Annotated in this window: 15 protein-coding genes; 6 read left to right on the top strand and 9 right to left on the bottom strand. The window is 63.6% G+C overall.

Annotated elements, in window-relative coordinates:
• The first annotated feature begins 88 nt into the window (after positions 1-88).
• A complete protein-coding gene (locus QM797_RS05315; protein WP_283274109.1) occupies positions 89-802 on the top strand; it encodes a GntR family transcriptional regulator in 714 nt (237 codons plus the stop codon).
• Positions 803-818: 16 nt separating this feature from the next.
• On the opposite strand, the gene QM797_RS05310 is transcribed toward QM797_RS05315, so the two are convergent.
• Positions 819-1,988 carry a thiolase family protein gene (locus tag QM797_RS05310; RefSeq protein WP_283274108.1) on the bottom strand — a complete coding sequence of 390 codons (1,170 nt, stop codon included), beginning with the start codon at positions 1,986-1,988 and terminating at the stop codon, positions 819-821.
• Between the two features lie 93 nt (positions 1,989-2,081).
• Here QM797_RS05310 and QM797_RS05305 point away from each other — a divergent pair, with 93 nt between their 5' ends.
• Entirely contained in the window at positions 2,082-2,549 is a 468-nt protein-coding gene (locus tag QM797_RS05305) for a winged helix-turn-helix transcriptional regulator (RefSeq protein WP_283274107.1), read from the top strand.
• Between the two features lie 81 nt (positions 2,550-2,630).
• Here QM797_RS05305 and QM797_RS05300 read toward each other — a convergent pair whose 3' ends face one another.
• Positions 2,631-3,221 (bottom strand): LysE family translocator, encoded by a 591-nt coding sequence (locus tag QM797_RS05300; protein WP_283274106.1) that lies wholly within the window; start codon positions 3,219-3,221, stop codon positions 2,631-2,633.
• Positions 3,222-3,274: 53 nt separating this feature from the next.
• Here QM797_RS05300 and QM797_RS05295 point away from each other — a divergent pair, with 53 nt between their 5' ends.
• Both QM797_RS05295 and QM797_RS05290 read left to right on the top strand, forming a co-directional pair.
• Positions 3,275-3,829 carry a CGNR zinc finger domain-containing protein gene (locus tag QM797_RS05295; protein ID WP_283274105.1) on the top strand — a complete coding sequence of 185 codons (555 nt, stop codon included), beginning with the start codon at positions 3,275-3,277 and terminating at the stop codon, positions 3,827-3,829.
• On the top strand, positions 3,826-4,221 hold the full coding sequence (locus QM797_RS05290; RefSeq protein WP_283274104.1) for a VOC family protein: 396 nt from the start codon (positions 3,826-3,828) through the stop codon (positions 4,219-4,221). Before QM797_RS05295 ends, QM797_RS05290 begins: the two co-directional genes overlap by 4 nt.
• A 103-nt stretch (positions 4,222-4,324) precedes the next feature.
• On the opposite strand, the gene QM797_RS05285 is transcribed toward QM797_RS05290, so the two are convergent.
• The 7 genes from QM797_RS05285 to dcd all read right to left on the bottom strand — a co-directional run bounded on the left by QM797_RS05285 (position 4,325) and on the right by dcd (position 11,950).
• A complete protein-coding gene (locus QM797_RS05285; RefSeq protein WP_283274103.1) occupies positions 4,325-5,440 on the bottom strand; it encodes a fused (3R)-hydroxyacyl-ACP dehydratase subunits HadA/HadB in 1,116 nt (371 codons plus the stop codon).
• Positions 5,441-5,489: 49 nt separating this feature from the next.
• Positions 5,490-6,458 carry an Hsp70 family protein gene (locus tag QM797_RS05280; protein ID WP_283274102.1) on the bottom strand — a complete coding sequence of 323 codons (969 nt, stop codon included), beginning with the start codon at positions 6,456-6,458 and terminating at the stop codon, positions 5,490-5,492.
• A gap of 129 nt (positions 6,459-6,587) precedes the next feature.
• The gene (locus QM797_RS05275; protein WP_283274100.1) at positions 6,588-6,875 is read right to left on the bottom strand and encodes an ANTAR domain-containing protein; all 288 of its coding nucleotides are present in this window, start codon (positions 6,873-6,875) and stop codon (positions 6,588-6,590) included.
• Between the two features lie 125 nt (positions 6,876-7,000).
• Positions 7,001-8,059, bottom strand: a complete 1,059-nt coding sequence (locus QM797_RS05270; RefSeq protein ID WP_283274099.1) for a hypothetical protein — start codon at positions 8,057-8,059, stop codon at positions 7,001-7,003.
• Between the two features lie 84 nt (positions 8,060-8,143).
• Positions 8,144-9,586, bottom strand: coding sequence for a CYTH and CHAD domain-containing protein (locus tag QM797_RS05265; protein WP_283274096.1), 1,443 nt, complete (start codon positions 9,584-9,586; stop codon positions 8,144-8,146).
• Between the two features lie 54 nt (positions 9,587-9,640).
• The gene (locus QM797_RS05260) at positions 9,641-11,206 is read right to left on the bottom strand and encodes a DUF7159 family protein (RefSeq protein ID WP_283274095.1); all 1,566 of its coding nucleotides are present in this window, start codon (positions 11,204-11,206) and stop codon (positions 9,641-9,643) included.
• 165 nt (positions 11,207-11,371) lie between these two features.
• Positions 11,372-11,950, bottom strand: coding sequence for a dCTP deaminase (gene dcd / locus QM797_RS05255; RefSeq protein WP_283274094.1), 579 nt, complete (start codon positions 11,948-11,950; stop codon positions 11,372-11,374).
• A 140-nt stretch (positions 11,951-12,090) separates the two neighbouring features.
• Between dcd and QM797_RS05250 the strand changes: the two genes are divergently transcribed.
• Both QM797_RS05250 and QM797_RS05245 read left to right on the top strand, forming a co-directional pair.
• On the top strand, positions 12,091-12,804 hold the full coding sequence (locus QM797_RS05250) for a hypothetical protein (RefSeq protein ID WP_283274093.1): 714 nt from the start codon (positions 12,091-12,093) through the stop codon (positions 12,802-12,804).
• Entirely contained in the window at positions 12,801-14,942 is a 2,142-nt protein-coding gene (locus tag QM797_RS05245; RefSeq protein ID WP_283274091.1) for an Rv1355c family protein, read from the top strand. Before QM797_RS05250 ends, QM797_RS05245 begins: the two co-directional genes overlap by 4 nt.
• Positions 14,943-14,961: the final 19 nt, after the last annotated feature.

Here is a 14,961-nt window from a genome sequence, read left to right as displayed (position 1 = left end):
TATCAGTACTACCATACTAGTGACGGCGGCCACTTCGTCAAGGGTTCGGCACTGCGGGTCACCCGGCACCCCGCGTTAGTCTTGACCGGTGAGCACACAGAGCAGCAGGAAAGTCACCGCACGAGAGCGGGCGTACAGAGAATTACGCCTACGCATCGTGTCCTTGACGCTCCCCCCGGGTAGCCCGCTGTCGGAGAACGAACTTGCCGAGCAGATGTCCGTGAGCCGCACACCCGTCCGCGAGAGCTTGATCCTGCTGGCCGAAGAGGGCCTGGTTCAGGTCTTTCCGCAACTCGGCACATTCGTCTCACGCGTCGACACCGAGCGTGTTGCCGATGCCCAATTCGTCCGGGAGGCAATAGAAACCGCGTCGCTCAGCGATGCGGTCACGTCTCGGTCGGACGAGGATCTGGCCGCGTTGCGAGCAAATCTCGTTGCGCAGGCCGAGCCCGAAATCGACATGGACCAGTTCTTCGAGTTGGACGAGCAATTCCACCAACTGCTCCTCGCAGCCGGCGGACACTCTGCCGCCTGGCGGTCCGTCGAGTCGGCGAAGGCTCATCTGGACCGAGCACGACGACTGGGGCTGCGTGACACCCGACCCATTCCCGACCTCATCGAACAACACACCGCAATAGTCGACGGCCTCGAAGCACGAGACTTCGAGGCCGCCGCCCGGTCGATGCGCGAGCATCTGCGTGCCGTGTTCGCCGATGTCGAATACATCAAGAGCAAGAGCCCACACCTGTTCTCCAACAGCAACGAACGACCGACACGCAAAGTCGTCTCCAGCTGGGAGTGAGTGCGGCTCCGCCGCACTACAGGCGCTCGATGATGGTGGCGTTCGAGAGTCCACCCGCCTCGCACATCACCTGCAATCCGAATCGCTGCTCGCGCTCGGCGAGTGCGTGAACCATGGTTGTCATGATGCGGGCACCGCTGCCTCCGAGGGGATGACCGATGGCGATGGCTCCCCCGTTGACGTTGACCTTGTTCAGGTCCGCGCCGGTCTCTTTGGCCCACGCGAGCACCACGGATGCGAAGGCCTCGTTCACCTCGAACAGGTCGATGTCGTTCATGGTCAGCCCGGCTTTGGCGAGCACCTTCTTTGTCGCCGGGATGACTGCGGTGAGCATCATCAGCGGATCGTCGCCTACCACGGCGAAGCTGTGCAGCCTGGCCCTCGGGGTGAGTCCGAGCTGTCGAGCCTTGTCGCTGGTCGTGATCATGACGGCTGCACTACCGTCGTTGACCTGACTTGCGTTGCCCGCGGTGATGTTCCAACCGATTTCCGGGAACCGCTGCGCCATGGCGTCGCTGTAGTAGGCCGGTCGCAGTCCCGCCAGCGCATCGAGAGTGGATCCGGTGCGGATTCCCTCGTCACGGTCGAGCCCGCGGATTGCGGTGATCTCCCGCTTGAAGCGCCCCTCTTCGGTGGCTGCGGCAGCCTTCGCATGACTCGACAGAGCAAACTCGTCCATCTCGGTGCGGCTGATACCCCACTTCGCCGCGATCAATTCGGCACTTATTCCCTGCGGCACCAGCCCTTCCGGGTACCTCTCGGTGAAACCGACACCTGCCGGATCCTCGGTTCCGACCAGATTCGAACCCATCGGAATGCGGCTCATCGACTCCGAGCCGGTAGCCACGGCCAGATCGTAAGCACCGGAGATGACACCCTGCGCGGCGAAATGTATTGCTTGTTGGCTACTTCCACACTGTCGGTCGACAGTGGTTGCGGGCACCGATTCCGGATAGCCCGCCGCCAGCGCCGCGCGCCGAGTCATGTTCGACGCCTGATCCCCTACTGCGGTGACAACTCCGCCGATGACATCGTCGATCTCATTCGGGTCTATCCCACTGCGCTGCACTACTTCCCGCAGACTGTGGGCCATCAGGTCGACTGGATGCTCGGGATGCAACGTGCCGTTCGCTTTGCCCCGTCCGACCGGGGTTCTGACTGCCTCGACGATGACTGCGTCTCTCATGACGGCTTCTTGTCTGATCGATCCGTTCCTATCGGATCGCTGTCACCACCGTACGAGCTAGCTATAGTTTTGTAAAGTCAGTAGGATCGTGGCATGCCCCTCCACATGGACGGACCACTGTCCGACCTCGGCACCTGGACAGCAGGCGACCGATGCTCCATTGCGCGCGCCTTGTCCGTGGTCGGCACGCGATCGACCATGCTCATCCTGCGCGAAGCCTTCTACAGAACCACCCGCTTCGACGACTTCAGCCGACGCGTCGGTATCACCGACGCCAGCAGTGCGGCCCGACTCAAAGAGCTGGTGGACGTCGGCATCTTCGTCAAACAGCCCTACCGACCGGACAAGGGCAGAACGCGCTACGAATACGTTCTGACGACGATGGGCGAGGATCTGCTGCCCGTCGTACTCGGACTGATGCAGTGGGGCGACCAATACCTGCAAGACGACGACGGACCGCTCGACGTGGTCGATTCACACGGCGAGCCCGTCCGCGTACGCGTCACCGACGACCGCGGTTCCGAAGTGCCGATGAACGAGCTGCGAGTGCGCATTGCCTGATGGCTGCCGGACTACCGAATACGATCCGAACATCGGGATCGTTCGCTGATTTTTTCGCACGCGTCGGCGGCATCCTGTGGGTCACACCGCCTCGACGGCGAGTGCGACTCCGATACCGATGAACAAAAACCCGACCACTCGGTTCCAGAATGTCGAGTTCGACGAACCGTCGGCCAGGCGGCCCACAGCCGCGGTAACCACCGCCCAGACTGCCAATCCGATTGCCACATCGACGATTCCGAGTACACCGATCTGAAGGGGAAGTGCTCCGTCGGCATCGACGAACTGCGGCAGGAGCGCGACGAAGAACAGAACGGCTTTGGGATTGAGCAGGTTCGTCACCAGACCCATGCGAAACCAACGCACATCGGACGTCACACTCCCCTCCGACGACGCCTGCCGCAGCGCCGAGATACCCAGCCACACCAGGTAGAGACCCCCGAGAATCTGGAGAATGTTCAGCGCGGTCGGTGATCGAGAGATGAGCAGCGACAGCCCCACCACTGCTGCGACCATGTGCACGCACAGTCCGGTCTGCGCGCCGAGGCCCGCTCGCCACCCTGCGGCGCGGCTGCTCGCCGCCGCTCGGACCACCACCGCGAAGTCAGGACCGGGTATCGCGTAGGCCAGGAGCACGACGCCGAGGAACGGTAACCATTGAATGTCCGTCATTGCCTCGACCGTATCTGATGCTTTTCGATTAGTAAACCGTTAGAGTTTGACGTATGGATTGGCACTGGCTCGGCGATCACTTCGCCCTCGACGTGGTCAACACCGTGCAGTTGCAGCGCAGCGTCTACGCCGATTTGATCGACTCGGTCGCCGACCTCCAGGCCTGGGCCGAACTACAGGGTGCACGAGTACCCGAGGTCATCCCCGCCGATGCCGACATCGACACATTCAAGGTGACGCGCGATCACATGCTGTCGCTACTGCGGGCGGTGGCGTCGAACATGGATGTTCCGCGAGAAAGCGTGGACCACATCGACAGCATTGCCCGGCGCCATCCGGTGACCCGACGGCTCGATCTCGGAGACTGCGGTGGCGTCGGAGATGTTGTGGGAACCGAAGATCCGGTCGAATCACTGTGCGCGCGTACGGCTTCCGCCGTCATCGATCTACTCAATGGGCCTGATCGCACACGATTGGCCTTGTGCGACGCTCCGCGATGCGGTCAACTGTTTCTGCAGGATCGGCCCAATCAGCAATGGTGTTGCAGCGCATGTGGGAATAGAGCGCGTGCGGCACGACACCACGCAAAGGAGAAACGCGGATCATGAACATTTCGGTACGCCAGGTAGTCCTCGACTGCACGGACGCCCGCCAACTCGCCGAGTTCTATCGGCAACTCCTGGGATTCGAGTACGTTCCCGGCGACGCCGAACCGATGAACCCGGACTGGCTCGCCATCAACGCACCCGACGGCTCGTGGCGCATCGCGTTCCAGCAGATCGACACTCTTCCCGAAGCAACGTGGCCGGACGGCGAACACCCGCAGATGGCGCACCTCGATTTCATGGTGAGCACCGTGGCCGAACTCGACGAAGAACATTCGCGTGCAGTGAAATTGGGCGCACGACTGCTGCGAGATCTACACGACGATCCGGAGGAGCCGATCCGAATCTATGCTGACCCGGCGGGCCACCCCTTCTGCATCTTCGTAGGGGCCTGAACGCGGCGCATCTGCACATCAGCTCCCCACATTCGGATAACCGACGCCGATCGGAGTCAGAAATCCAAAACTGGGGAGCCGATACGCGGCGCAGGGCGTGATCTCAGCCCAATTGCACTGTTGCCGTAGCGCGGTGACCGAAAATTCGCTTGCCCTCGAATGTCGCACCGATGGACACCACTGCGGTTCGAGTGGCCTCGTCCTTCGACTTGATCTTGCCACTGAAGACGATTTCGGCCGGCTTGTGCGTGTCCACCGGGATCGGGGTGGTGAAGCGAACGGTGTAATCCTTGACGGCACCCGGATCGCCGAGCCACTCGCTGATGTATCCACCGCCGACGCCCATCGTGAGCATGCCGTGCGCCAGGACGTTGTCGAGGTCGATCATCTTGGCGAACTTCTCGTCCCAGTGAATCGGATTCGCATCACCCGCGACGCCGGCGTAGTTGACGAGATCTCCGCGAGTCAATCGCACAGTGCGCGTGGGCAACTCGTCGCCGACATTCACCTCGTCGAACCTCTGCGTCGGCTGGCCCCGGTACTCCTCGACGATGAGCGGCTCGTGCTCCTGCGGAGTGGACAGAGTGTCGTGCTCACTTGAATCGGCACCGCTGGTATCGGTCGTCGCACCGAACATCACGATATTGCGAGCTGCCTCGGCGATGGCCGGGTCGATTTCACCGGACCGTCCGACGAGCAGGGTGGTGTAGGTGGTCTGCACCAGTTCGTTCTTCTGGTTGGACACGACGTTCTTGGTGACCATCATGTCTCGGCCCATGACCGTCTTGAACGCGTCGAGGGAAACATCGCAGGTCAACTGATCGCCGGCGAGGATCGGCTTCTGGAACACCAGCACCTGGTCGGTCTGCAGAATCTGGCTCAGGTCGTAGCCCTCGGCGATGGACTGGAGGAGCTTCTTCTGCGCGAGTGTGCCGACCAGAGACATGAACGTCAGAGGTGCAACGAGAGCGCTGTGACCCAGCGCGGCCGCGCCATCGCCGTCCCAGTGCGCGGGGTGGAAATCCTGGACCGCGCGGGCGTACTCACGAATCTTCTCGCGACCCACCTCGTAGTAGTCCTCGGTGCGGTAGTGATAACCGACCATGCTCCGTGCGTGCTCCGCCGGGTCGAATGCCTGTTCGTCGGTTGCTACCGCACCGGACTCCGCTACCTGCTCTGCCACTGTTGACCCACCGTCTCGTCCCCTGCTGTTCGTCATTACCCGAGAAACCTACCCAACGACGACGCTGGTTGGCCAGGATGGTCGATCAAGCGGAACGGTGTCGCGCGGCGTCGTTGTAACCCACGACGCCCACCATCCCGTCCGATGCCGACAGCCCACCGGCTCGGCTCATCGCCCCACGCGGGTGGTGTTGGCGCGACGCAACGGCATCGACGGCCATCAGCGCAGCGCCGTGAGCAGTGAGTGACTCCGGATTCGCGGGCGCGATGACCGGTAACATCAGATCGCGGCGAAACAGCCGGCGAAGCGACGGAAGGTTGGCGCAGCCGCCGACCATCACCAAGGCGTTCACGGCACAGGGAGCATCGACGATGACACTGGCCACCCAATCCTCGAGCGAACCGATACTGCGCTCGAGTACATCGTCGAAGGTGTTGCGCCACAAACGAACCGGACCACCGACGAACGGGCCGGCCACCTCGGCCACCCGTAACCTGGACAGTTGCTCCCGAGCCGTGCGAATCGCGACCATCAGGTCCGCTCGCGCGTGATCGGACGCCAACTCGTCAGCTCCGAAGGTAGAGAGCAAGTAGCGCGAAATCTGCTCATCGCAACCGATGCCGCCGAACAGCGTGGTGCGCACCGAGCTGAAAACCCTGCCGCTAGCGGGGTCTGCGATGGACATCGTGGTGCCGGACGCACCGATGTCGCAGATCGCGACGGTACGTGCGCCCTCGAGCTGACCCGAGCCTCGCAGATACCGCAGCTGAGCACCGAGTTCCGACGCGACCAGCAGACGATCGGCCTCGTACGTGGAGTAGGCCGACGTCCGGCCACGGGCACCAGGATCGTCGGGGACGGCCAGGACGATGTCTGCTCGCTCGACCATCTGATCGCGCGACATCGAGTCGAGCAGATCGAGGGCGACCTGGAGATGGTCGCCAGGGTCGAACGAGTGCACGATGTGGGCCGACCGCACGGATTCGTCGATCGCATCGACGGCGACCCCTCGGGCAGTGGCAGAACCCACCGAGACACCAAGGACTGTTCTCATGTTCCCTCGACTCGAATAGCTACTCCGACCTGCCGATAGTAGCCCTCGAACCGCCTTCTGGACAGCAAAACAGCAACTTATTTGAACTCGAAGTTTGTTTTATGCGATTCGTCGACACAGCGACCGACGTCAGGCCACGTGATCGAAGGGATCACGGCGGTCGGCCAACAGCGGTCCCCAGTCCTCCCGCGCCGACGTCATGGCCACACCGGCGACACCGTTGGCCGAGTCCATCCCACGGGCGGCGGCAACGATGGAACGAGCCGACTGCACCAGAGACACATCGAAACGGAAGCTGTGCGCCGCCAACTCCGCGAACGCATCATCGGGACTACAGCCACGCAGCGCGATGAGAACACCCACTGCCCTGTCGATCGTCGTGCGGGTCACCACTTCTGCTGCGGGATTGTCGGTCATCGGATACTCACCGTCTACTGGTCGATCACCCGATCGTAGCGAGGCCCGAGCAGAAGTTCAGGTGTCGAAAAGGAATTCACACACCCGTCATAAGAAGGACTTGTCCGAGTATCAAACCCGCTCGCTCACAATGGAACAGCGTCTTCGGATCGGTCCACCGTGGGCTCCGCGGCAGGCTCCTCCGGGGTGGACGTGGGCTCGGTTGTCACCGGAACCTCCACGGTGGTCGTGGGCGGATCCGTGTCCGGAATCTCGGGCTCGGGTTCCGGCTCGGGCTTCGGATCCTTGGTCGGAGTTTGCCCACCGCCCGCCTCGTCATCAAAGGGCGAGTTGCCGCCGCCGCCGACGATCACTCGGTCGGGCCTCCCCCCGTCGGCCGAGCCGCCGCCGCCCGAACCACCGGTGCCCGACGCCGCTTCGGCCACCGGAGTCGGCACAAGGCCCGCCGGTGGTGGTTCGCTCCACGCGCCGACCGGCACCGGTCCGAACGGGGGTGCCTCCACGGCCCGCGGATCTACGGAAGGAACACTCGACGAATCGAGGGGTGCGCCCGTGGAATCGGCCACGACTGTCGCCGACGACGGCGTCTCGGCGACGACGATGGCGTCTGCGGTATCGACCGCGGGACTTTGCTCCGGGCCGGTCGCCGCCAGTGCCCAGACCGTCGCACCGCTGAGCGCGGCCAGAACTGCGACACCCAAACCGATCATCGTCAGTCGCGCACTGCGCGGGGTGTCCGTCCGATCGCGAACGAACGGACTTCCGACGTCCTCACCCGCTTCGAGCCCGTCAGCCGACAGCTCGCCCCGCCACGCCGCAGGGCCGGTCGCGGTACCGAACAGTGCGGCTGCCACTGCGAACGGAACCTCGGCGTCCAAACGCGGATCTCCGGCATCCACCACCCCGACGTCGCGAACATCATGGGCAGCCAAGGCGGCGCGAACGATTCCGCAGAGCGCGATGCTGTCGCAGACCACCGCGGAACCGACGATGTGCAGATCGTTCTGGGCCGCCTGCACCCTCATGATTCCGAGCATCGTGGTGACAGCGTCACCGACACCGCCCGGAGCTGCGGCAACAGAAACAGTGCGGGTGGATATAGGCCCGAGTTCGGGCAGATCGGCCTCGACCAGAACGGCCGACACTTCTTCGACACCGACGTGTACGCCGAGCGCTATGGACATGATCGTCGACTCCCCCGAATCCAATTCCGACTCAGAGTACCCTTCGGAAGGTCAAACGGGGAATTCAATTGTTTTCAGCGACGATCAGAACTCCAGCTTGCTCGCCTCGTCTCGGGCCGATTCTGCCGCGCGGCGCTCGCGCTCGAAGAGCAGACCGAACGTGAAACCGTTCTCCCCTGCCGTCGTTCCTGCTCGCGCACCCAGCGTCCGCAGAATGTCCGCCGCGATCACCGCGTCCTGATGCTCGCCGAGTACTTCCTGAATCATCTTGAAACGCTTGATGTTTGCCTTCGAGACCTTCTTGTCCACCACCGGCGCTACCAGCTCGGCCGCGTACCGAGCTCGCTTCGACGCCTTGCGAGCGCGGTGCAATGCCTCGTCGTCGGTACCGAGCACCGCACTCTTCGTACGATCGATCGCCTTCTTCCCGGCCTTGCGCGCAAGTTTGACCAGCAGGCGGTCGTTGACCTCGCCGTCGATCGGCAGTCCACGCGACCACGCCGACAACTGCGTCAGCAGTGCGCGATAGCGGTCGCCGTCGAGTTCGGCCATCGCCGTTTCGCGATGCCGAATCTGCTCTGCCAGCAGATCGTTCTCGATACGCGAGGCCACCGGCCCCAGCACCAATTCGGAGGGCAGTTCTCGCAGCGCCGCCGCGAACCGGGCGCGCTGCACCTGACGGTCTCGGACCTCACCCAGAAGATTTGCGTACCAAGACAGTTCGGCCTCCAGATGAGCTGCGGCCTCGTCCTCGAACAGACTCCCGAACACCCGAAGAGTGCTGCGATACCGTCTGATGGCCACCCGGGTGGAATGGATCGGATCCAACCCGCGACGCAGATACACATCACCCGCGACGATGGCCTGCACCTGCTCGTCGAGGTAGTCCGTCAGCAGCTGAACTCCGGTGTCGGCCGGCACCTCGCGCACCACCGACAGCGCCCGATCCAACTTCGACGGATGCGCCGACGGGCGAGCACCGGCACCGCGCAGCAGCTTTCCGGCTTTCTTCAGAAACGACTCGGAGCCGGCAGGGCCGAGTTCGACCTCGACCTCTCGCCACCGCGGACCCGTCGCGCCGCCGATCAAGACCACCGACACCTCGTCGTCGGCGATCTCCGCAACCACCGCCCCGTCCGAGTCGGACACCGAATGCACCGTCCGACGCGTCGTCAAGGTCGCGACCGCGGACAACTGCCCACCCATCACGGCACCGCGAAGGACGTCGGCCAGCTCGTCCGGCACCACGTCGTCGGCACCACTGCCGAGAGGTAGTCGAATCTCCGTTCGCGCCTTCTCGGCTGGAACCTTCGCATGCCAACCGTTGTCGGAATCTCCGGTGCGCCGCCGCAGCGTGATTCCCCGTCGCAACAGATCGTGACCGGCAGTGTCGAAGTACTCGCTGATCAGATCGGTCTCACTCGACGCCAGAACCCCGTCGGTGGGCACCAGCGAAGCGAGAGTGGGCAACTCGAAATGTGCGTCGACGTCGAACTTGTCTTCGCGCTCGGTCTGAATCGACTCCATACGACCATCCTGCCTCGAGTACCGGGTCCGGCGGCGGCGGAAGGCGCAGACCCGTCAGCCTCGCGGCATGTCCAGCTTCGGGAACGGGAAATCGAACGTCCGAGTCGAGCGCGTGGTGGTCGTCGGGCGCGTGGTTGTCGTCGGTCGGGTGGTGGTGGTCGGACGCGTCGTGGTGGTGGCCGGAGCCTGCGTCGTGGTGGGCGGTGAAACCGTCGTCGTCGGAACCGCCGTCGACTGCTCCGACGTGGGCCTGACGGGAGCCGTCGACTCGTCGTTGTCGGAAGTCGAACTGTCAGGGGCAGTCGTCCGCCGCGGCGCGGTTGCTCGTGCCGCGTCGGAGGTCGTGGGTGCGTTCGACGAGGCTGTCGTGGACGCCGGGGAGGAGCCGTCCCCGGACGGGGATATCGAGGCCGTGGTGGTCGCGACCGGCACCGATGACCGATCCGGATCTGCCAGGGAACCGGCCGATGCAGGCTCCACGGACTGGGAGCGGACGGTTTGCGATGAATCCTGCGAGCTGCCCACCGACGGTGCCGGATCGTCGTTGTTGGTCCGCGCTGCTGCGGCAACGACGGTCCCGGCCGCGCAGACCGCAACCAATGCGGCGAGTGCGCCGCCGAGATGCCGGGACTTGTTGACTCGGGTCATCCGCTTGGAGGACGCGTCGCTGTGCCGCGGACGCCTGGAGACCACTGCGCCCACCGGGACAACCGCGGCCTTCTCTTGATCGGCGGAATCGCTACCGACGCGTGCGAATTGCTCGGTGATCGCGTCGTGCGTCGTCGGCGCAGGCCGCACGCCCAACGTCCGAGCAATTCCTGCAGCACCGCGGGCCGCCAAGAGTTCCGGTTCCTCGGGTACGAATACCGGCATCGAGACCGCGTCGAACAAGACCTGCCGAACGATCTGCATGTTAGCACCACCACCCACCGCGACGACGGCGTCGACGCGGATGCCCCGCGCGCCGACGGCGTCGAGCACATCGACTGCCATCGAGACGGCTCGGTGCACCGAGTCGCCGATGAGCTCATCGAGAGTGCCGCGCCACAGTGTCGCGCGACCGCCGACGAAAGGTCCGACAACCGAGACGCTGCGAAGTGACGACAGTTCGTGTTTGCCGACTCGAACGTCGTGGACGAGGCGTCGACGGGCCTCGATCGTCAGTGCCTCTGCTGCCCCGAACATGGCGATGAGGTGATCGCACAGGACGCGATCGCAGGCATCACCACTCAGTTCGTCGGTGCGAGACGCGGCGAGTACCCGGCCGCTGTGGACATCCACCACGGACACCGACGTGCCGGACGCACCGACGTCGAACAGTGCGACGCAGTCTTCCCCGGCCAGCACGCCCGTCTCCCGGAGCGCACCCAACTGGGCACCGAGCTCCGAGACGAGCACGACGCCGTCGGAGAAATCCTGGTCGAAGGCCGTTCTGGGGTCGCTCTCGCGAAGCGCGAGCACCGGGTAGAAGTCTGCCGACGCGTGCTCGGCCGCCAGAGTGTGCACCGAGGTGATGACGGCGTCCCAGGGATCGGGAGCAAGACCGTTGGGTGCGGGCCCGGACGCCACCGGTTCGTGTACTTCCAGGACGGAACCGGGGCGAGCGTTGTTGCTGATCACGCTGCGAACACCGCTCGATCCGAGTGAAGCACCGAGTACAGACGCACCGACAACCGCGGACACAAGAAACCTCGTTCTGGTAGGCCCCAACCCACGTTCGGTAACCAGAGTACCGCTACAACCGTCCGCTCGTCATGTTTCACCGGGCGAAAACAAACTTAAGGGTCAGTCCACGCTCGACTGGTTGAAATTCAGGTACGCCTTGGACGGGGTCGGTCCACGCTGGCCCTGATACTTCGATCCGACGGCGGCGCTGCCGTAGGGGTTCTCGGCCGGCGACGACAGCCGGAACAGGCACAGCTGCCCGATCTTCATTCCCGGCCACAGCGTGATCGGAAGGTTGGCGACGTTCGAGAGCTCCAACGTGATGTGGCCGCTGAAGCCCGGGTCGATGAACCCTGCCGTCGAATGGGTGAGCAGACCGAGACGTCCGAGTGAGCTCTTTCCTTCGAGTCGACCGGCCAGATAATCCGGCAACGTCGTCAGTTCCAGGGTGGAGCCGAGCACGAACTCGCCCGGGTGCAGAACGAAGGGTTCGCCGGCCTCGGGCTCGACCAACGTCGTCAACTCGTCCTGCTGCAACGCCGGATCGATGTGGGTGTAGCGCGTGTTGTTGAACACGCGAAACAGCTTGTCGAGCCGTACATCGACGCTCGACGGCTGAACCATCGCGGGGTCGAACGGTTCGATCGCCAGGTTGCCGAGGGTCACTTCGGCACGGATGTCACGGTCGGAGAGCAGCACCTCTGCAGGCTACTGGTCCACCGCCGCCTCTCGCGACACACCCGAGTCCCGGTCAGGGCGAGTAGCCCGGCAAAAGAAATTCCGGACAATCGAGCGGCACCACCTTTCACACTCGGGCAACTCCTATCAGGAAGAGTGAAATGAGAATTCCATTCGACGTTCCGTCGTACCAGGACGATCGATCTCGATGCCGCATTGTCGCCGCAACACCCGGAAACAATCCGGCACTGTGGGAACAATTCCTCGACGGCGCAGAAGAGAGTTATATGAGACACGGTGTTGCTTCGGCGCTCGAAATGTCGACAATTCGAGACGGCACAACCACCACCCTGTTCTTCGCAGCACTCGATCACGCCGAGGCGATGGTCGGCGGGGTGCGCGTGCAGGGCCCGTATTCCTCGGTGGATCAATCACACGCACTCGTCGAATTCGCCGGACATCCCAACGGCCGCCGCCACGTTCACGCCATGCTCGACGAGCGCATCGCGCACGGGGTGGTCGAACTCAAGTCGGCATGGGTCGCACCGGACGCACACTGCGGCCGCGCCGTCACGGCAGTGATCGCGGAATCGCCCGCGTACAGCACCGCGCTGCTCGGCGCGCGGTACGCCCTGGCCACCGCGGCCTCCCATGTCCGCAGCGCATGGCTCGACACCGGCGCGATCATCGCCTCCCAGATCGAACCGATCCCCTATCCCGACGAGCGATACCGAACGGAGGTGTTCTGGTGGGACAGGCAAACTCTCGCGTTCGACGCCGAACTGTCCACCTGGCGACGGATGCGTCGCAATACCGTCACCTTGCTCGCACACCGTCGACCGTCCATCGAACTCCCGGAAGCAGTGGCATCATGACCGAGGTATGGCAGCCTGTGATATTCGACAAGACGGACGCTGCACAGTGCGCCGCCCTGAAGGAACTCGAACAGGACACGAGCCTGACATTTCTCGACGAGCGCGAGACGCAGAGAAACGGCTTGCGCACTCTCCTTCCCAGCCCTGAGCAGAGCCTCCTCGAAGAGAACGACCGGTGGGTGTACTTCCCGTGGAGAAAAACGGTTGTCGCGGTTCTCGGACCCACCGCATTTCGACACCTGAGACTCGACAGAAACAGGAACAAGATAACCCGTTCCGAACAGGATTCATTGGGAGATCTCACCATCGGAATTATCGGCCTCAGCGTCGGACACGCCATTGCCCACACGTTGGCACTCGAAGGAATCTGCGGAACGCTGCGCCTCGCAGATTTCGACGACATCGAACTCTCCAATCTCAACAGAATTCCGGCATCCATCCTCGATCTCGGCATCAACAAAGCGGTCGTCGCGGCGAGACGCATTGCGGAGATCGATCCGTATCTGCGCATAGAAATAGTCGAGGACGGAATCACCGAGGACACCATCGACGGGTTCTTCGACGGACTGGACCTGCTCGTGGAGGAATGCGACTCACTCGACGTCAAGGTCCTGGCCCGCGAAGCAGCCAGATCGCGCCGTATCCCGGTGTTGATGGAGACATCCGACCGTGGGTTACTCGACGTCGAACGCTTCGACCTCGAACCCGAGCGCCCGGTGTTCCACGGCGTACTCGGAGAGATCGACTCGACGGGCCTGCGAGGCCTCGGCACTCGCGACAAGATTCCGATCGTGCTCGACCAGCTCGACGCCGCACTGCTCTCGGCGCGCATGGCCGCATCGATGGTGGAGGTGAGCGAGACGATCGAGACGTGGCCACAGCTGGGCGGCGACGTCCAGCTCGGTGGTGCCACCGTTGCGGCCGCTGTTCGACGCTTCGGCACCGGAGCCCACCTGCCGTCCGGACGAATCCGGATCGACCTCGAAACCCATCTCGATGCACTCGCGTCTCCACATCCGACTCGGACGGAAGAACTGCCTCCGGCCGATGGTGCAGACGGTTCGCCGCCGAGTTCCTTCGATCCCGACGACGCCGTTCTCGACGAGGCCGTTCTCGACGAGGCCGTTCTCGACGCTGCCCGACGCGCACCGTCCGGCGGCAACAGTCAGCCGTGGACGCTGTCGACCGACGGACGCACGGTGGCGATCGGCATCGACCGATCCCGCACCTCGACCCTCGATATCGGCTTCCGCGGCAGTTGTGTAGCAGTGGGTGCCGCGGCCTTCAACGCTCGCGTGGCCGCCGCCGCGCAGGGCAGATTCTTCGGTGAGCGCATCACCGACCATGGAGTCGAGATCGCGTTGGGTGAACGTGATTCCGGAAACATCACCGATCGACGCCTGCTCGACGGCGTTGTCGGACGCTGCACAAATCGGGAGTTGGGCACCGCCGAGCCTCTCGACGCGGGCGTCGCAGCAGACCTCGTTGCCGCGGCCGCGTCGGAAGGCGGGCGAGCCGTGCTGCTGACGGCACGCGAATCCATCTCTGTGGCTGCGGACGTCCTCGGCGACGCCGACCGTATTCGGTATCTCACACCGCATCTGCACCGAGAGATGTTCTCCGAGTTGAGATGGCCGGGAGATCCCGATCCGAATCGAGGCATCGAAGTATCGAGCCTGGGGATCGACGACGCGGATCTGTCCAAGCTCGAGATCGTCAAGCGGCCGGACGTCATGGCGCTCGTCGATGCCTGGGATACGGGCGCGGCCTTGGGATCCGACATGCGTGATCGGGTGCTGTCGAGTTCGGCACTCGTGGTGATCGTCGTACCCGGATCGACCGCAGAACATTACATCCGAGGAGGATATGCAACGGAGAACGTTTGGGTAACTGCGCATTTGCGCGGTATCGCCGTGCAACCGGTTTCCCCCGCGTTCCTGTATGCACGCACCCCGGAAGAACATCAGCAGCTGTCGATGCACCGCGGAGAAGCGTTGCAGGAGTTGAACTCGAGGTTTCGCGCACTCCTCGACATCACCGACGTCGAATCGATAGCGCTGGTGTTGCGGCTCAGTTGCGCCCCGAAAAACGGGATTTACAGTCGCAGAGTGCCTGTTTCGGCACTCGGATCGGGGTAGAGTCCGGCAAAGACCAGAG

Origin of the sequence: Rhodococcus sp. IEGM 1381 (assembly GCF_030056795.1) — a bacterium.
Lineage (GTDB): Bacteria > Actinomycetota > Actinomycetes > Mycobacteriales > Mycobacteriaceae > Rhodococcoides.
The sequence above is the reverse complement of the archived record's forward strand: the minus strand, read 5'-3'. Positions and strand labels throughout refer to the sequence as shown.